18 protein-coding genes are annotated in these 17727 nt (G+C 70.0%); 10 read left to right on the forward strand and 8 right to left on the reverse strand.

The genetic code is table 11. The features are described from left to right. Positions 1-5: 5 nt before the first annotated feature. Positions 6-674, reverse strand: a complete 669-nt coding sequence (locus AWQ71_RS35510) for a hypothetical protein (protein ID WP_157570762.1) — start codon at positions 672-674, stop codon at positions 6-8. A gap of 365 nt (positions 675-1039) precedes the next feature. Between AWQ71_RS35510 and AWQ71_RS35515 the strand changes: the two genes are divergently transcribed. Together AWQ71_RS35515 and AWQ71_RS35520 are read left to right on the forward strand one after the other, a co-directional pair. Then, positions 1040-1429 (forward strand): carboxymuconolactone decarboxylase family protein, encoded by a 390-nt coding sequence (locus AWQ71_RS35515; protein ID WP_157570763.1) that lies wholly within the window; start codon positions 1040-1042, stop codon positions 1427-1429. Between the two features lie 55 nt (positions 1430-1484). Beyond that, the gene (locus AWQ71_RS35520) at positions 1485-2237 is read left to right on the forward strand and encodes an SDR family NAD(P)-dependent oxidoreductase (protein ID WP_067142330.1); all 753 of its coding nucleotides are present in this window, start codon (positions 1485-1487) and stop codon (positions 2235-2237) included. 66 nt (positions 2238-2303) lie between these two features. Here the strand turns inward: AWQ71_RS35520 and rfbB are convergent, their stop codons facing one another. Continuing rightward, positions 2304-3278 carry a dTDP-glucose 4,6-dehydratase gene (gene rfbB / locus AWQ71_RS35525; RefSeq protein ID WP_067142333.1) on the reverse strand — a complete coding sequence of 325 codons (975 nt, stop codon included), beginning with the start codon at positions 3276-3278 and terminating at the stop codon, positions 2304-2306. A 233-nt stretch (positions 3279-3511) separates the two neighbouring features. Here rfbB and AWQ71_RS35530 point away from each other — a divergent pair, with 233 nt between their 5' ends. Beyond that, a complete protein-coding gene (locus AWQ71_RS35530) occupies positions 3512-4747 on the forward strand; it encodes an MFS transporter (protein WP_067142336.1) in 1236 nt (411 codons plus the stop codon). Positions 4748-4815: 68 nt separating this feature from the next. On the opposite strand, the gene AWQ71_RS43470 is transcribed toward AWQ71_RS35530, so the two are convergent. Next, complete coding sequence (locus AWQ71_RS43470; protein WP_157570764.1) at positions 4816-4959, reverse strand: hypothetical protein; 144 nt, start codon at positions 4957-4959, stop codon at positions 4816-4818. A gap of 255 nt (positions 4960-5214) precedes the next feature. Between AWQ71_RS43470 and AWQ71_RS35535 the strand changes: the two genes are divergently transcribed. Genes AWQ71_RS35535 through AWQ71_RS35545 form a run of 3 tightly spaced genes read left to right on the forward strand, consistent with a single transcriptional unit; the run spans position 5215 to position 8368 of the window. Continuing rightward, positions 5215-6369: a glycosyltransferase gene (locus AWQ71_RS35535; protein WP_245658818.1), complete on the forward strand. Its 1155-nt coding sequence runs from the start codon at positions 5215-5217 to the stop codon at positions 6367-6369. After that, complete coding sequence (locus AWQ71_RS35540; RefSeq protein WP_067142342.1) at positions 6366-7307, forward strand: NAD-dependent epimerase/dehydratase family protein; 942 nt, start codon at positions 6366-6368, stop codon at positions 7305-7307. Before AWQ71_RS35535 ends, AWQ71_RS35540 begins: the two co-directional genes overlap by 4 nt. After that, complete coding sequence (locus tag AWQ71_RS35545) at positions 7304-8368, forward strand: glycosyltransferase family 4 protein (protein WP_067142345.1); 1065 nt, start codon at positions 7304-7306, stop codon at positions 8366-8368. The genes AWQ71_RS35540 and AWQ71_RS35545 overlap by 4 nt, the downstream gene beginning before the upstream one ends. Positions 8369-8489: 121 nt before the next feature. Here the strand turns inward: AWQ71_RS35545 and AWQ71_RS35550 are convergent, their stop codons facing one another. Further along, entirely contained in the window at positions 8490-9713 is a 1224-nt protein-coding gene (locus AWQ71_RS35550; RefSeq protein ID WP_067142348.1) for an ABC transporter ATP-binding protein, read from the reverse strand. A gap of 223 nt (positions 9714-9936) precedes the next feature. On the opposite strand from AWQ71_RS35550, the gene AWQ71_RS35555 reads away from it, so the two are divergent. Both AWQ71_RS35555 and polX read left to right on the forward strand, forming a co-directional pair. Then, the gene (locus tag AWQ71_RS35555) at positions 9937-10944 is read left to right on the forward strand and encodes a LacI family DNA-binding transcriptional regulator (protein WP_067142351.1); all 1008 of its coding nucleotides are present in this window, start codon (positions 9937-9939) and stop codon (positions 10942-10944) included. 147 nt (positions 10945-11091) lie between these two features. Beyond that, a complete protein-coding gene (polX, locus tag AWQ71_RS35560) occupies positions 11092-12816 on the forward strand; it encodes a DNA polymerase/3'-5' exonuclease PolX (RefSeq protein WP_067142354.1) in 1725 nt (574 codons plus the stop codon). A 40-nt stretch (positions 12817-12856) separates the two neighbouring features. On the opposite strand, the gene AWQ71_RS35565 is transcribed toward polX, so the two are convergent. Further along, complete coding sequence (locus tag AWQ71_RS35565) at positions 12857-13348, reverse strand: glutathione peroxidase (protein ID WP_067142357.1); 492 nt, start codon at positions 13346-13348, stop codon at positions 12857-12859. Between the two features lie 577 nt (positions 13349-13925). Here AWQ71_RS35565 and AWQ71_RS44115 point away from each other — a divergent pair. Continuing rightward, positions 13926-14624, forward strand: coding sequence for an aggregation-promoting factor C-terminal-like domain-containing protein (locus AWQ71_RS44115; RefSeq protein ID WP_245658819.1), 699 nt, complete (start codon positions 13926-13928; stop codon positions 14622-14624). A gap of 209 nt (positions 14625-14833) precedes the next feature. On the opposite strand, the gene AWQ71_RS35575 is transcribed toward AWQ71_RS44115, so the two are convergent. Further along, positions 14834-15478: a TetR/AcrR family transcriptional regulator C-terminal domain-containing protein gene (locus tag AWQ71_RS35575; RefSeq protein WP_084259667.1), complete on the reverse strand. Its 645-nt coding sequence runs from the start codon at positions 15476-15478 to the stop codon at positions 14834-14836. A gap of 86 nt (positions 15479-15564) precedes the next feature. Between AWQ71_RS35575 and AWQ71_RS35580 the strand changes: the two genes are divergently transcribed. Continuing rightward, the gene (locus tag AWQ71_RS35580; RefSeq protein WP_067142424.1) at positions 15565-16677 is read left to right on the forward strand and encodes a ferritin-like domain-containing protein; all 1113 of its coding nucleotides are present in this window, start codon (positions 15565-15567) and stop codon (positions 16675-16677) included. A 31-nt stretch (positions 16678-16708) separates the two neighbouring features. On the opposite strand, the gene AWQ71_RS35585 is transcribed toward AWQ71_RS35580, so the two are convergent. Continuing rightward, the gene (locus tag AWQ71_RS35585) at positions 16709-17110 is read right to left on the reverse strand and encodes a DUF202 domain-containing protein (protein ID WP_084259668.1); all 402 of its coding nucleotides are present in this window, start codon (positions 17108-17110) and stop codon (positions 16709-16711) included. Beyond that, positions 17107-17439, reverse strand: coding sequence for a YidH family protein (locus AWQ71_RS35590; protein ID WP_084259669.1), 333 nt, complete (start codon positions 17437-17439; stop codon positions 17107-17109). The genes AWQ71_RS35585 and AWQ71_RS35590 overlap by 4 nt, the downstream gene beginning before the upstream one ends. Between the last annotated feature and the right edge of the window lie 288 nt (positions 17440-17727).

Below are 17727 nucleotides of genomic sequence, written 5' to 3' on the forward strand. Positions count from 1 at the left end.
CTCCTTCACGAGGTGACGCGCCTGATCTTGAAGGACCGCGCGACCAGGTCGATCTCCTTGGCCCGCTGCTTGTAGCAGGCGGCCGTGCAGCGGATCAGCAGCGTGGACACGTGGCTTCCGTCGGCGGACAGGTAGGCCGTCTCGTCGAACGTCTGGACCGGCCCGCCGAGCAGCCGGTAGTTGAAGACCGTCCGTATCCCGCGCACGCCGTCCCGCACCGGCAGCACCTGGTCGCTGAGTACTTCGAAGCCCTTGAACGGCGAGGCCGCCGACGATTCGAACTGCTGCCGCGCCTCCTGGCTCACCGCGACGGGGAGCCCGGACGAGTTGCGCAGCGTGTTGAGCGACGCGTCGTCGCGCTGGGCCGGGGTGAGCGTCTGGACCTTCGCCATCACGAACGGCCGGTCCCCGGCGATGGAGCCGGGAACCAGGAGATGGTCGGCGGAGGGCGTGGCGTGGGCGTCGAACCCGACCGTCCAGGTGAGCTGTTTCTGCGACCGCGCGGTCTCCGACTGCGGGTCACCGAAGAGCTTGCCGTCGAGCGAGCCCTGGTCGACCTTGCGCCAGGCCGAGGGCACCCTGAAATACGTCGCCCCGGCGACGTCGCGCACGTACGTGTACGCGGTGCTCGCGCATCCCGACAGCTCCGCGACCAGTGCGGAGGCTGTCGTCAACGCCACCATTCCGGACCAAACCCGCCGACTTTCCACCAGGGCCCAACCTCCGCTTTGCGGGTGTACGAGGTAGTAGTGCCCGTTTTCGTCATATGCATCTCGGGACGGGCGGGGATCATCCGCGGAAAAGTATCCGAATATTTCCCATATCGCGGCTTCGCCTGTTATCGGACGCCATGCCGGAAAAGTGATGACTCGATCATGTAACTCCGGATGACTGATCGCGTGAGATAGTGCTGTCCATCGGGGAGCCCGGCGAAAATCCACCTATCGCCAGCGCGCGAAGTGGCCAAGGATGGAGGGGTCGGAAGTGCCGCCCACCGGACTCGCCGCAGACGCACTGCCGACGGACTTGGAGCACTTCGATGAGCGACAACGTGGACGACCTTGACCGTTGGGCTCGCGGGCTGGAGATCATGAAGCGGGTCAACGGGTGGGACCATCCCGGCGAGGCACCCGGCGAGTTCTTCGGCATCACGGTGGAGCATCTCTTCGCCGAGATCTGGGCACGCGACGTGCTGTCGGTCAGGGACCGGCGGCTGCTGCTGCTCGGGTTGCTCGTCGGCCAAGGCCTCGACGACGCCCTGCGCGTCCAGCTCGACACCGCGTTGCGCACCGGGGAGCTGACCCCCACCGAGCTACGCGAGGTCGTCGTCTTCCTGACCTACTACGCCGGCTGGCCGCGCGGCACCCGCCTCAACGAACAGGTCGAGGAGCTGATCGAGCGCGTGTCCGGAACCGGCCCCGCGGACTGACCCGTCCCGCGCCCGGCCGGAGATCGTTGTCGGCCTGTTGGACTAGTCTGCCGTCATGCCCACCGCTCTCATCACCGGCGCGACCGCCGGCCTCGGCGCGGCCTTCGCCCGCCGCCTCGCCGCAGACGGCCTCTCCCTCGTGCTCGTCGCCCGCGACGAGGCCCGGCTGACCGCGTCCGCGGCGGAGCTGCGCAAGCGGTACGGCGTCGCCGTCGAGGTGCTGCCCGCCGACCTCTCCCTCGACGAGGGCATCCGCCGGGTCGAGGAGCGGCTGGAGCGCGGCGTCGACCTGCTGGTCAACAACGCCGGCTTCGGGCACCCGGGCGCGTTCCTGGAGGTCCCGGTCGCCGACGAGGTGACCATGCTGCGGGTCCACTGCGAGGCGGTGCTGCGCCTCACCCTGGCCGCGTTGCCCGGGATGCGCTCGCGCGGCCGGGGCTACGTGATCAACGTGGCGTCGGTGGCGGCGTTCTTCACCCGGGGCACCTACAGCGCGTCCAAGGCGTGGGTGGTCAACTTCAGCGAGTCGGCCGCCGCCGAGATCCCCGAGCCGAACGTGCGCGTCATGGCCCTGTGCCCCGGATTCGTCCGAACCGAGTTCCACCAGCGGGCCGCGATGGACACCTCCGGCATCCCGGACTTCCTGTGGCTGTCGGCCGATCAGGTGGTCGACGAGGCGATGCGCGACCTCGCCCGCGGCCGGCGGGTCAGCGTCCCCACGGCGCGCTACAAGGCGATCGTGTCGGTGGGCAGATTCGTCCCGCGGACCCTGATCGGGCAGGTGTCGGGCCGCCTCGGGCGCCGCTGACCCGGCCGGTCACCCGGGCCGCCGCGGCGTGGGGAAGGCGCCACCCGCGCGCGGCCTCCTGGCGGATCAGATGGCGGCGCGGGGGCCGCGCCACCACTCCTCGTGGTCGCGGTACCACCGCACGACCTCGTCGAGCCCCTTGTCGAAGTCGACCAGCGGCGCGTAGCCGATGGAACGGATCTTGGCAGAGTCGACGGAGTAGCGCAGGTCGTGGCCGAGGCGGTCCGGCACGTGCTCGACCATCTCCCAGCCGACGCCGAAGGCGTCGAGCAGCCGCCGCGTCAGCTCCAGGTTGGTCAGTTCGGCCCCGCCGCCGATGTTGTAGACCTCGCCCGCCGCGCCCTTGTCGAGCACGAGCTGGATGCCCCGGCAGTGGTCGTCGACGTGCAGCCACTCGCGCACGTTGCGGCCGTCGCCGTACAGCGGGACGGGCCTGCCGTCGATCAGGTTGGTGATGAACAGCGGGATGACCTTCTCGGGATACTGGTGGGGGCCGTAGTTGTTCGAACACCTGGTGACGCGTACGTCCAGCCCGTACGTGCGGTGGTAGGCCCGGCAGAGCAGGTCGGCGCCCGCTTTCGCGGCGGAGTAGGGCGAGTTGGGCAGCAACGGCTCGCGCTCGGTCCACGAGCCCTCGTCGATCGACCCGTACACCTCGTCGGTCGAGATCTGCACGACCGTGCGCACATTGTGGTCGAGCGCGGCCTGCAGCAGACACTGCGTGCCCTGCACGTTCGTGACCACGAAGTCCGCCGCGCCGCTGATGGACCGGTCCACATGCGTCTCCGCGGCGAAATTGACGACGATGTCGTGGCCGGGCACCAGCTCGTCGAGAAGGGCGGCGTCGGTGATGTCCCCCCGCACGAAGGTGAGCCGGCCGGTCGCCTCGACCGGCGCCAGGTTCGCCAGGTTGCCCGCGTACGTGAGCTTGTCCAGGACCGTGACACGGGCCTCCTCGTAGCCGGCGTACGCGCCGGAGAGCATCGACCGCACGTAGTGGGAGCCGATGAAGCCGGCGCCCCCCGAGACCAGGATCCTCATCCCCGCACCTGAACCTTGCTGTGGTCGCCCACCATGACCGGAAAGGAGTTCGGCGCCGCGGCCGCCCTCGCGACCTCGACGTTACGGCCGACGAGGGAGTGGCCGCGCCCGCCGGGTCCTCAGCTGGACGAATGCCCCGTTCGGCAATATTCGCAACTAACTTGCTATTGCGACTTATATGCAACAAGCTAAAGCTCGTCCTTACCGCCCGATCGGGACGCGGAGTTGCCGCAATGCCTCAGCTGATGCCGGATGCTGGACCACAGCGCGTCATCGCCGCTTCCAACTTCGTCTACACGGTCGGCAGCGGCCTCTACCTGACTGCCGGGGTGCTGTACTTCACCCAGGCGGTGCGCCTTCCGGCGGCCCAGGTGGGGCTCGGACTCGGCATCGCCGGTGTCGTCTCACTTGCCGCGGGCATCGCGGTGGGCCATCTCGCGGACAAGCGCGGAGCACGCGGCGTCTACGCGACCACCCTTCTCATCCAGGCGCTGGCAACGGCCGGCTTCGTGCTGGCGGACAGCTTTTGGCCGTTCGTCGTCGTGGTGGGCGTGGCCACCGGGGCGAAGGCGGCCGGACTGGCCGCGCGTAGTCCGCTCATCAGGCACTACGGAGGGGACCGGCCGCAGGAATTCCGTGCCTATCTCCGTGCCGTGACCAACGTCGGTGTCTCCCTCGGCGCCGCGCTGGCAGGCTGGGCCGTCCAGGTCGGCAGCCTCCCCGCCTACCAGCTCCTGGTCATCGGCAACGCGATCGCCTTCGCCGCTTCCGCGGCGATCCTGGTCGTCCTGCCGCCGGTCACGCCCGAGCCCACCGGCAGCGGCCCACGCTGGATCGCCCTACGGGACCGGCCATATCTGCTGATCACCGCGCTCGACGGCCTCATGGCCGTCCAGTTCAAGGTGCTCACCGTGGCCGTGCCACTCTGGCTGGTCGAGGCCACCACCGCACCGCGCTGGCTCGTTTCGGGCACCATGGTCATCAACACCGTCATCGTCATCGTGTTTCAGGTGCGAGCCAGCCGCGACATCGATTCCCCCGCGGCGGGCGGACACGCCTACCGTCGGGCGGGCGTGGCCTTCCTTGCCGCCTGTTCGCTGATCTCGCTGTCCGCGGGGATACCGGCATGGGCGGCCGCCGCCCTGCTCATGATCGCGGTGGTGATCCATACACTCGGTGAGCTGTGGCACTCCGCCGCAGGCTTCGAGGTGTCCTTCGCCCTCGCCCCGAAGCACGCCACCGGCCAGTACCTGGGCGTGTTCGGCCTGGGTGCCGGCCTGGCCGAGTCCCTTGGGCCGGGCCTGCTCATCGCGCTCTGCATCACCTGGGGCCGCCCCGGATGGTACGTCATAGGGGCGCTGTTCGCCGTGACGGGCCTGACGGCGCCACTTGCCGTCCGCTGGGCACAACGCCACCAGCACGCTCAGCGGACGACCCGTGCGGCCAAGCAACAGGCGCCGGCGGCCTGAGGCCCCACTTCACGGCCGGGAGGCGGATCAGGGAGAGTTCCGCTCCACGCTCGGCAGACCCGGCCTCGTCACCCGGCGCACTTTCCCTCATATTCGAAATCGCGGAAGAGAAGCTGCTTCTCGGCGTATTCACGGAATGCCAGGTTGTCCTGGATTTCGTCCATGACGAGGACGTGCCGATCCGAAAGGTGCGGCAGCGTTCTTCGCAGCACGAATTCGCGCCCGCTCCGTGCCCTGCCGGATTCGTGGGAGGCGAGGTCGATCGTGCGCCTATGCCCTGGTCGGCCCTCCCCTGCCGGGCTCACGGAAGGACGATCACCGGATCATGTCCGGGTACCGAATTCGGAAACTCTGCGCCGCCACAGTGAGCGCACCGTTGGGAAGCCTCGCGGCCAAGTTAGCTTCTCCGGGATGAAGCATGCTTGGCAGCAAGGAGTCCGATGAAGACGGGCAGCCGGATTCGTGTCATGGAAATCATCGCCCGGATGAATGTCGGCGGCCCTGCCACCCAGGTGTTGGGACTGTCGGAGGGGTTGAACCCGGAGGAATTCGACCACCGTCTTTACACCGGCTATCTCGAGGGCGACGAGGGCGACCATCTGCGCCTGCGCGACACGTCCATACGGGTGCACCGGGTACGTGGTCTGGGCCGGTCGATCAATCCCGCCGACGACCTCCGCGCCCTCTGCCGGCTGGTCAGCGCCATACGCCGGTTCCGTCCGCACATCGTGCACACGCGCACGACCAAGGCCGGCGTCCTCGGCCGTACGGCGGCACGCCTGTCGGGCGTGGGGGCGGCGCGGGTGCACGTCTTCCACGGCCACCTGCTGCACGGGTACTTCTCCCCCGTCAAGCTTGGCTTCTACGTGCGGGCGGAGCGGGCGCTCGCCTCCATGACGGACCAGCTGGTGACCGGCGGCGCCCAGGTCCGCGACGAGCTGCTCGCCGCCGGGATCGGCCGCCCGGAGCAGTACGTCGTCATCCCGCCCGGCGTACGGCTGGGCCCGGTGCCGAGCCGGGAGAAGGCCCGCGCGGAGCTGGGGCTGCCCTTGGACGCGCCGGTGGTCGCCTACGTCGGCCGGCTCACCCGGGTCAAACGGCCCGACCGGTTCCTCGACGCGGCGGGCGCGGTGCTCGCCCGCGTCCCCGGCTGCCGGTTCGTCATGTGCGGCGACGGCGACCTGCGCGAGGAGGTGACGCACGGCATCGCCCCCGCCCGCGACTCCTTCCGCCTGCTGGGCTGGCGGAAGGATGTCGAGACCGTCTACGCGGCGGCCGACGTCGTGCTGCTGACCTCCGACAACGAAGGCACGCCGCTCACGCTCGTGGAGGCGGGCATGGCCGGGACCCCGGTCGTCGCCACCCGTGTCGGCAGCGTCGCGGAGGTGGTGCGCGACGGCCACACCGGGCTGCTGGCCGCCCCCGACGCCGGCGCGCTCGCCGCGCACGTCGTACGGCTGCTGGCCGATCCCGGCGCGGCCGCCCGGATGGGCGCGACGGCCCGCGACTGGACGACGGGCGCCTTCGGCGTCGAACGTCTCGTCGCCGACACCGAGGCCCTGTACCGATCACTTCGCGGCGCCTCCCGGCACCGCCTTACACCGGAGGGAACCAACACATGAGGATCCTCGTGACGGGCGGCGCCGGTTTCATCGGCGCGAACCTGTGCCGCGCGCTCGTCAACCGGCCCGAGGTCGAGAGCGTCACAGTGCTCGACGATCTCAGCACCGGAGACCGGCGGAACGTCGAGGACATCGGGGTGAACCTGGTGACCGGCAGCATCCTGGACGGGGAGCTGCTGGCGGAACTCGTCCCGTCCGTGACCACGGTCGTGCACCTCGCCGCGATGCCCTCGGCGCCGAGGTCGCTGCTCGATCCGCTGGCCTCGCACACGGTCAACGCGACGGGCACGCTCCACGTCCTGGACGCCTGCCGGGCCACCAGGCCGCATGTGATCCTCGCGTCCTCGTCATGCGTCTACGGGAACGGCTCCGAGCCGTACAAGCACGAGAACCTGGCCACCCGGCCGCTCAGCCCGCACGGCGTCACCAAGCTCGCCACGGAGGCCTACGCCCTGGCGTTCGCGGAGAGCTTCGGCCTGCGGGTGCTGCCGTTCCGCTTCTTCAACGTGTACGGCCCCATGCAGCCCACCGGGCACCCGCACACGGCGGTCGTCCCCGCGTTCGTGTCCGCCGCGCTCGCCGGCGAGCCGCTGCCCGTCCACGGGGACGGCACGCAGGCGCGCGACTTCACCTACGTCGGCACGGTGGCGCAGGTGCTCGCCGACGCGATCGTCCGCCGGGTGGGCAGCGACACCCCGGTCAACCTCGCGTACGGGACCCGGATCTCGCTGCTGTCCCTGAAGGACGCCATCGCCGCGGTGCTCGGGCACCCGGTCGAGGTGGCGTTCCTGCCGCCGCGCGTCGGCGACGTCCGCGAGTCGCAGGCGTCGCCCCGGCTGCTGCTCGACCTGTTCCCCGACGTACGGCCGGTGCCGCTGGAGGAGGGGCTGCGCCTGACCGTGGAATGGTTCGAGAAAGCCGAGGCGTCGCAGCGATGAACGGCGTCACCGTCGCGGGCGCGGGGGCGGTCGCGTTCCTGCTGGCCGGCGGTGGCACCCACGCGCTGGGGCGCCTGGCGCTGCGCTGGGGCATCACCGACCGGCCGGAGGGCTACCGGACGCGTGTCCGGCCCGTGCCCCGGCTCGGCGGCATCGCGATCATGCTGGGAACGGTCGTGCCGGCGCTCGGGCTGCTCGGTTTCTCCGATCCACGCACGGCGGTCGTCGTGATCGGCGGCATCGCGATCGCCCTGCTCGGCCTCGTCGACGACATCTCGCCGCTGCCCAAGGCGACGCGACTGGCGGTCGAATGCGTGACGGCGACCGGGGTCGTGCTCGGCGGCGTCGAGGCGTCGATCACCAGGACCTGGCTCGACGTGCCGATCACCGTCGTGTGGATCGTCGTCGTCACCAACTCCTTCGCGCGGCTCGACAACGTGGACGGCGCTCTCGGCGCCGTCGCGCTGGCGGGCGCCACCCCCCTCGCCGTGACGGCGTTCGCCCGCGGCGAGTACGGGGCGGGACTGCTCGTGGTCACCCTGGCGGCCTCCTGCTTCGGCTTCCTCCCGCACAACTGGGCGCCGGCGAAGGTGGTCATGGGGGACGCGGGATCGCTGTTCATCGGATTCACCACCGCCTGCCTGGCGACCCTGTTGGTCACCGGTGACGGAACGGGCGCGGCGACGGCCGGGTTGCTGCTTCCCGTCTTCGTCGCCGTCGTCGACACCGGGGTGGTGACGCTGTCGCGGCTGAGGGCGGGCCGCCCGGTGCTCCGGGGAAGGGCGGACCACCTGTCCCACCGGCTGCGCCGGCTGGGATTCGGCGCCAGGCTGACGGCGCTGTTGCTCGCCTCGGTCGCCGGAGCGAGCGGGATGCTCGGCATGGGGACGGCGGTGCGCTGGATCTCGCCGATCGTCACGGTGCCGGCCGCCGTCGTCGCGGCACTCGTCCTCGTCACGCTGTCCCAACGGGTGCCCGTCCACGCACCGCCCCGGAAACGCCCCGGAGTCATCGCAGAAAGGCGGCCTTCGGCTACCTCTCGGACGTCACGACCCCGGTGAACGCGTGAACCCGACGCCGATCGACCGGCCCCGGTGAGCCTACGGCGCCCGGAGACGCCGAAGGGCCCTCGCCGCAGGAGGGGGAAGGCGGCGAGGGCCCCGGGAAGGCGAGCCGTACGGCTCAGCGGCCGACGTTGGCCTCGTGCCCGATGGCAAGGCCGGAGTCGACGTCGAAGAAGTGCAGGTTGTGGGTGTCGACGACCAGTTCGACGTTCTGGCCCGGGCGGACGTGGCTGCGGGCGTTGACGCGGGCGGTCCACAGCGACTTGTCGCCGGCCAGCGGCAGGGTCGCCGTCTCCTCCTCGTCGCCGTCGTTCTGGGCGGCCACGGTGTCCTTGTGCTCGACCGGCGGGGCGTCGATCGTGAACAGCACGTTGATCTCCGAGCCCAGCTCCTCGGTCACGTTGGCGCGGACCGGGATGCGGGCCCAGCCGGCGGCGTTGCCGTTCGCGGCGCTCGCGTCCTCGAAATCGGACGGGCGGATGCCGAGGATGGTCTTCTTGCCGATGTAGCGGTCCAGGCCCGGCTTCTCGGTGAAGGTGGCGTCCGGGACCGGGAGCTTGTACCCGGCGAACGCGACGGCCGCGCCGCTGCCGTCCCGGACCAGCTCGGCGTAGGTGAAGTTCATCGACGGCGAGCCCATGAAGCCGGCGACGAACAGGTTGACCGGGTTGTCGAACAGGTTCTGCGGGGTGTCGACCTGCTGGAGCAGGCCGTCGCGCAGGACGCAGACCCGGTGGCCCAGCGTCATGGCCTCGACCTGGTCGTGGGTGACGTAGACGGTGGTCACGCCGAGGCGCTCGTGGAGCTGGTTCAGCGAGGCGCGCATCGAGACGCGGAGCTTGGCGTCCAGGTTGGACAGCGGCTCGTCCATCAGGAAGGCCTGGGGCTCGCGGACGATGGCGCGGCCCATGGCGACACGCTGGCGCTGACCGCCGGAGAGCGCGGCCGGCTTGCGCTTGAGGTACTGCTCCAGGCCCAGCATCTTGGCGGCGTCGTTGACGCGCTTGGCGATCTCGGCCTTGGGCATCTTGCGGAGCTTGAGGCCGAAGGCGAGGTTCTCCTCGACCGTCATGTGGGGGTAGAGCGCGTAGTTCTGGAAGACCATCGCGATGTCGCGGTCCTTCGGCGGCAGGTGGTTGACCACGCGGTCGCCGATGACGATCTCACCGCCGCTGATGTCCTCCAGGCCGGCGATCATGCGCAGCGCGGTGGACTTGCCGCAGCCGGAGGGGCCGACCAGCACCATGAACTCGCCGTCCCTGATCTCCAGGTTGAGGCCGTCCACAGCCTTGACGCCGCCCGCGTAGATCTTGTCCACGCCGTTCAGAACGATAGAAGCCATCTCAGTCCTTCGTCGCTTCCTGACGATTCCGCCCTGTCCTGCAGTCGCGGGTCCCCCCGATGCGGGCCGGGCTTTCTTCTGGGGGAAATCCAGAGGAAGTGGATACGTTTTCATGAATCTCAGCGGACAGATCAGGACGTGTCAACCCAATCCGCTTGTCATACGGGGCTTGTTACCGTTCCGAGATTCGCGAAAATCATGGAAATATGCTGGAATCGTTTCCATGAACGGCTCAGGACAGCGGCGTACGACGATCAAGGACGTGGCGGAGGCGGCCGGCGTGGGCGTCGCGACCGTCTCGCGGGTGCTGTCGGGCGGATCGGCGAGCGCCGGGACGCGGGAGAAGGTGCTGGCCACGGCGGCGCGGCTCGACTACCACCCGAGCGCGCTCGGCCGGAACCTGCGCCGGCGGCACACGGGCGGCATCGGCCTGCTCGTCCCCGACATCACCGACAGCTTCTACGCCCGCCTCGCCGACGGCGTGCTGTCCTGCGCCCGCTCGTACGGCGAGCCGGTCACGGTCGGCGTCACCGGCGACGACCCCGAGCGGGAGAGCGAGCTGATCGGCACGCTCATCGAGCAGAGCATGGACCGCGTGATCGCGGTGCCGTCCGGCGACGGCGAGGTGTGGGACCCCGTGCTCCGGGCCGGGGTGAACGTCGTCTTCGCGAGCCGGCGGTCCGACCTCGACCTACCGGACGTGCCGGCCGTGCTCGCCGACGACCGCGACGGGGTGCGCACGGCGGTGGAGTACCTGACCGGCCTCGGCCACCGGAAGATCGCGTTCCTGGCCCGGCGCGGCCAGTCCCAGCGGGTGGCGGCCTTCACCGGCGCTCTCACGGCGCTCGGCGTGCCCGTGGAGGACGAGCTCGTCGTCCACGCGCGGGCGAGCCGCGACTCGGCCTACGCCGCCGCGGCGGGCCTGCTGCAGCGCCACCCCGACGTCACCGCCGTACTGACCGGCGGCAACATCCTGGGCGAGGCGGCGGTGCTGGCCGCCCGGGAGCTGGACGTGCGCGTGCCGCGCGACGTCTCGCTGATCATGTTCGACGACGTGCCCTGGGCCGAGCTGTGCTCTCCCCCGCTCACGGTCATCGCGCAGCCGGCCCAGGACATCGGGTACCGCTCGGCCGAGCTGGTCCTGCGGCAGGGGCGCAGGCCGCGCGAGGTCGTGCTGCCGTCCGAGCTGGTCGTCCGGGCGAGCTGCGGCCCCAGGAGGCCGCGCCGGTAGGGGCCGTCATCGGCGCCCTGGTGTTTTGCCGAGAAACCCGCGGCTCCGGGGCGCCGTCTCATCCGGGACCTTCAGCCCTATCTCCTCTCACTCCCGGCGATCGATGCTGGAGAGAAGCCAGGTCGAACCCCGGCGGGAGTGTCAGCCGTGGAACGTTCGAATGACCAGGTCGCGAACCTGCTGCAGGAGTACGCGGACCTCATCGCCATCACGGGCGGCGACGCCTTCAAGGCGAGGGTGTACGAGAAGGCGGCCCGATCGGTCGGCGGTTACGCCGGCGACATCGCCAAGATGGACGCCGGCGAGCTGCGCCGGATCCCCAACGTGGGCACGTCGATCGCGGCGAAGATCGACGAGTTCCTGCGTACCGGGGCGATCCACCAGCTCGAGGAGCTGCGCGGCAAGATCCCGGCAGGCGTCCGCAGGCTCACGGTGATTCCCTCGCTCGGCCCGAAGAAGGCCGTGATGCTCTACCACGAGCTGGGCATCGACTCGATCGAGTCCCTTGAGGGGGCGATCAGGTCGGGCCTGCTGCACGATCTGCACGGTTTCGGCGCCAAGACCGAGGAAAACCTCCTGCACGGCATCGAATTGATGCACAAGGCGGGCGAACGGGTGGATCTCGGCGTCGGGATGAGCGCCGCGGAGGAGATCGTCGCGGCGCTGCTCCGGGTGCCGGGATGCGAACGATGCGTCTACGCCGGGTCGCTCCGCCGGATGAAGGACACCATCGGCGACATCGACGTCCTCGCCACCGCACGCGAGCCGGCGGCGCTCATGGACGCGTTCACCCGGCTCCCCACGACCGGCGAGGTGATCGCGCACGGAGACACCAAGACCTCGGTCCGCACCGTCGCCGGCCTCCAGGTGGACCTGCGGGTCGTGCCCGCCGACTCCTGGGGCGCGGCCCTGCAGTACTTCACCGGCTCCAAGGCGCACAACATCCGGACGCGGGAGATCGCCGTCCACAAGAAGCTCAAGCTGTCCGAGTACGGCCTGTTCGACGTCACGACCGGGGAGAAGATCGCGTCCACCGACGAGGCGGACGTGTACGGCATGCTCGGGCTGCCGTGGATCCCGCCGACGCTGCGCGAGGACAGCGGCGAGATCGAGGCGGCACTGCGCGGTGAGCTTCCGCGGATCGTGGCCGAGACGGACCTCCGCGGTGACCTGCACACGCACACGAACCTGACCGACGGGCTGGCGCCACTGGAGGAGATGGCCGCCGCGGCGGCGGAGCGCGGATACGCCTACTTCGCGGTCACCGACCACGCGCCCGAGCTCTACATGCAGCGGATGACCGACGAGAAGGCCCTGGCCCAGCGCGAGCAGGTGCGGAAGCTGGACGGCGCGTACGGCGGCATGCGGCTGCTGCACGGCACCGAGCTCAACATCGACCCGGAGGGGAATGTCGACTGGCCGCCGGAGTTCCTGGCCGGATTCGACCTGTGCGTGGCCTCCTTGCACTCCCACTTCACCCAGCCGCGCGAGGAGACGACCCGGCGGTTGCTGCGGGCCTGCGAGAACCCGCACGTAAAGATCATCGGCCATCCGACGGCCCGCGTGATCGGCAGGCGGGAGCCGGTGGACGCCGACTGGGACGCGGTGTTCACCGCCTGCGCCCGCACCGGCACGGCGCTGGAGATCGACGCCTTTCCCGAGCGTCTCGACCTGCCCGCCGACCTGGTCAGGCGGGCGTCGGGCAAGGGCGTCCTCTTCGCCGTCGACAGCGACGCACACGCCGTACCCCATCTGGCCAACATGCGGTACGGCGTGGCCACCGCGCAGCGCGGCTGGCTCACCGCCGATCAGGTGATCAACGCCTGGCCGCTCGACCGGCTGCTGCGCTTCCTCCAGGCCGGCCGGCCATGACCTGAACGACGGCGCCCCCGGCGGGCCGGGGGCGCCGGGGTCAGGCGGAGAGGGTCTTGTCGATCGCCGCGACGACCTCGGACGCCTCGGGCTCAGTGCGCGGCCGGAACCGCGCGACCACCTCGCCCGCGCCGTCCACCAGGAACTTCTCGAAGTTCCACTGGATGTCGCCCGCGGCGCCCTCCGCGTCGGGCGTCTGGGTCAGCGACGCGTACAGCGAGTGCCTGCCGTCGCCGTTGACCTCGATCTTCTCCAGCAGCGGGAAGTCCACGCCGTACGTGGTGGAGCAGAACTCCTGGATCTCCTCCGCCGAGCCAGGCTCCTGGCCCATGAACTGGTTGCAGGGCACGCCCACCACCGTGAAGCCGCGCCCGCCGTAGGTCTCCTGGAGGCGCACCAGGCCGGTGTACTGCGGGGTCAGCCCGCACTTCGACGCCACGTTGACGACCAGGGCCGCCCGGCCGCCGAGGAGGCCGCCGAGGGTGGTCTGCGTCCCGTCCAGGGTCCGCACCGGGATCTCAAGAATGCTCATGGCGCCGACTTTACCTACTGCCCTGCCGGCAATCTTTGCCCCGTCGCGTCGCCCGGGACGGCACCAGAACACCGTTCGACGAGACGCGACGGAAGCGGGTAAAAGTTCCACCGGCGCACCGTCACGCCACGGTCGCGTGAGCGGCGGACGCGCTGGTCAGAGCGGGTGCGAGGGGCAAACCCCAAGCCACGGCCAAACTTGCGGAACCGCCGTCCCCACGTCCGCGACCGCATGACCAGCGGGTCCTCTTGGGAGCTCCAGAAGTCGTCGGGCGGGCGGCAAACAACTTCCTCCAGCGTGTCGCAGTTCACCGGATCGGGCCGGAACTCCTACTTCAATCCGGCTGAAGAGCCCGTCGCGGCGCCTGCCCGGGAGTGCACGTTGGATCCGGTGAGGCCGAGCGGACGGTCGTGCCCACGCCATGGGTGATGAACCGCCGGACGGGGCGCACACGTGCGCCCCGCGTTCCGCACGCGACCTGACGACAAGGACCGAATTGGACAGCAACAGAGTCAGCCACAGAGTTCTGATACGCAAAACGGCGGTCGCCGTGATCGCGGTCTCGGTGGTCGGAGGCATGGCAAGCGGCACCGCCGCGAGCGCCGAGCAGACCGAGCCGGCTGGACAGACCGGGCAGACCGCCGCCGCCACGGTGCGGGCCCTCATGGAGACGCCCGTGGAGGTGACAGCCAGGGTGCAGGTCCCCGTGGAGACGTCCGCGGAGGCGGCAACCATGGCTCAGGCTCCCGCGGAGACGTCCGCGGAGGCGACAGCCATGAGGGGATCCACGGCGGAGAGCGCGGCCGCGGGACCCGCGGTGACAGGATCCGTCGAGGTCGCGGAGCGCCCGGCGTACGCCACCTCCGTCAGCGGCATAACAGCGGTTCACACCGCCGTCTGGAGGACCAGCGCCAAGGCCGTCAAGCCCAAGGTGAGCGTGGCGGCGCCGGCGATCCTCAACAAGGCGTACGCCTTCCGGCTGGTGGCCCGGCGGTCGTGGCCGAGCACCCGCGGGCGGCAACCCGCGGCGCCCCAGTTCCAGTGCCTGGACAGCCTGTGGACGAGGGAGAGCGGCTGGAACCACCGGGCGGAGAACCCGTCTTCCGGTGCGTACGGGATCCCGCAGGCGTTGCCCGGCAACAAGATGAGCGGAACCGGCGTCGACTGGCGGTTCAATCCGCTGACCCAGATCAGATGGGGGCTGAAATACATCAGGACCCGGTACGGCTCGCCGTGCGGGGCATGGGGACACTTCCAGTCCCACAACTGGTACTAGCGAGTTCCACGCGACGGAGCCCCACGACGCGCGATGAAACGTCGTGAGGGTGCGATGGAACCCGTGACATCAAGGAGTGCCCAGGGGAAGGGACCACTCCTTGGGAAGCGCCCGGGGCCGCGGCTCGGGCGCTCTCCCTGCCTCTCACCGCCGCTGCCCGGCCCGAGCTCCCGCCTCGTCGCTCCTGCCGGGCCCTTGTCGAAGGTGTGTCAAGAGTGTCCGGTCAGGCCGCGCTCGCCGAGCCGTACGGCCATGGCCTGCACGAGGAGCTCCAGCCCGAACTCGAACTCCGCCTCGTGGTCGCAGGCGGTGAGCTCCGAGGCGCGGGCGTGCAGCTCGGGGAAGAGGGCGGGGTCGGCCACGCCCACCGGCACGTCCGGCCGGTCGGGCGCGAACGTGGGCGTCACCCCGACCTCGCGGAGCAGCGAGCCGACGATGTAGGCGATGAACATGCGCAGCATCCGCACCGCCTCCTCGCCGTCGAAGCCGGCCTCGCGCAGCGTGGCCAGGGCGCGCTCGGCCGGGATCATCCCGGCCGGGGAGCGGAGCTGGCGGCTCACCACCACCATCGTGCAGCGCGGGTAGTGGTGGGCGATCTGACGGAAGGCCCGGGCCTGGATCCGGACGCGCTCGCCCCAGTGGGCGGATGGATCGTCGGTGAACTCGATCTCCGAGAGCACCGCCTCGGCCACGCCGTCCAGCAGAGCGGACTTGTTCGGCACGTGGTTGTAGAGGGACATGACGCCGGCCCCGAGCTCGGCCGCGATCCGGCGCATGGAGACCGCGTCCGCGCCCTCGCGCTCGATGAGTTCCACGGCGGCGGCGACGATCCTCGCCCGGTTCAGGGTCGACATGGCAGCGATTCTCTCCCAGACCATTGACGACGTACAGCGTACGTGACACGGTCGGGACGTACGGTGTACGTAGACGGGAGGTCAACGTGTCGACCCACGAGCTTTACACCATCCCCGCCGAGCTCTCCACATGGGATGTGGAGATGGCCGGTTCGGCCCGGTTTACCTGGGAATACGACGACGGCCGGGATCGAATGCTGTCCCTTTACCAAAAGGGCAAGGACAAGCAGTGGGACTCGGTCAAGCGCATCGACTGGGACATCGAGGTCGACCCGTACAACGTGCTCGGCGTACCCGACAACACGATCGCGATCTACGGGACTCCCCTATGGGAGCGGATGGGCGAGAAGCAGCGCCAAGAGGTCCGGCTGCACGGCGCGGCCTGGCAGTTCTCCCAGTTCCTGCACGGCGAGCAGGGGGCGATGATCTGCTCGGCCCGCATCGTGGAGTCGGTGCCCGACCTGGACTCGAAGTTCTACGCCGCGACGCAGACGATGGACGAGGCACGGCACGCCGAGACCTACGCCCGCTTCCTGAAGGAGAAGGTCGGGCTGGCCTACCCGATCAACGAACACCTGAAGGCCCTGCTGGACAGCACGCTGAGCGACTCCCGCTGGGACATGCCCTACCTCGGCATGCAGGTGCTGATCGAGGGCCTCGCCCTGGCCGCGTTCGGCGTGATGCGCGACATCACCACCAAGCCGCTGCCCAAGCAGATCCTCGCGTACGTGATGCAGGACGAGGCGCGGCACGTCGCGTTCGGCCGGATGGCACTGCGCGACTACTACAAGAACCTCTCGGAGACCGAACGGCGCGAGCGCGAGGACTTCGTCATCGAGGGCTGCTACCTGATGCGGGACCGGCTGCGCGGGCGCGAGACGTGGGAGGCCCTCGACCTGTCCAAGCAGGAGGTCGACGAGGCGATGGGCCACGTCGACGAGTCGGACTACATGCGCCTGTTCCGCTCGCTGCTGTTCAGCCGGATCGTGCCGTGCGTCAAGGACATCGGCCTGTGGAGCCCGCGCCTGCAGCAGGCCTACGCCGACATGGGCGTCCTGGAGATGGCGGGGCAGAACCTCGAGGCGCTGATGAAGCAGGACGAGGAGATCGCGGACAAGATCGACGCGGAGCGGTTCACCCGCGAGGAGGCCGAGCGCCACGAGGAGGTCACCGAGACCATCGCCATGGCCGCCGACTGACTCCCGCGCCACCGGGTCGCGGGCGCCGCGCTCACACCGAGAGCACGAAGATCGCGGCGCCCGCCACGACCGCCAGGACGCCCCACCACGCGAGCAGCGCGTCGGTCATGAAGTTCAGCGGATGCCCCAGGTGCAGCGCCCGCTGCAACCGGAGGAAACGGGCGCCGACCCGGGCCAGCAGCGCGGTGCCGCAGAGCGCGCCGAAGGAGAAGGCGGCGAGCGCGACCCCTCCCATGCCGTGCCGTACGGTGACGCCGGTGGCGACGAGGGAGAGCGAGCACAGGGTGACGGCGGTGCGGACCCACGCCAGCCGGGTGCGCTCGTTCTGGAGCCCCGGGTCCCAGCTCACCAGGGTCGGGTCGGCGCCCGCCTCGGTGTCCGCCTCGGTGTCCGCCTCCGTGTCCGCCTTGGTGTCCGCCTCCGTGTCCGTCATGCCAGCACGATCAGTACGAGGGCGATGACCGCCACCCCGGCCACGCCGTACCCGAAGAGCGGCGCGAGGGCGGGCGGCGGCAGCGGGTCCTGACGGCGCAGCGCCCGCTGAACGCGCCTCCAACGGGGGTAGGCCATGACGGCGGTCACGGCGGACAGCACCACGAGCACGACGGCGAGCAGGGTTTTGATCCAGTCCACGAAGATGTGGGAGGGGACCGCCGCCATCGCGATGCCGCCCGCGCTCATCGCGAGCGAGGTGCTGAGCCAGGTGAGGAACGTCCGCTCGTTGGCCAGCGTGAATCGCGGATCCGGTTCATGCCCATCCATGAAACTAAGAATATTTTGCGACATTTCCCCTTAGTTATGATGGAATGCCGGAAACGAGGAACACCACTACAGGTGTGATCGACATCGACGCCGGGATCGTGACCCGGCCGTCCCCGGGAAATCACCAGGATCGATGGGGAAATCCCCGGAAATCCGAGATCCTTGGCAGGCATGAGGAGCGCACCGCCCCGAGTGACCTTCCCCGGGCCGCGTCCGGTGACGCGCGGCGAGACCGGGAACCGGAGACCCGGGACGGCCGCGGTGACAGGACAGGCCCGGCGACCGGCG

Source organism: Microtetraspora malaysiensis (genome assembly GCF_001528665.1).
In the GTDB taxonomy this organism is placed as follows: Bacteria; Actinomycetota; Actinomycetes; order Streptosporangiales; family Streptosporangiaceae; genus Microtetraspora_A; species Microtetraspora_A malaysiensis.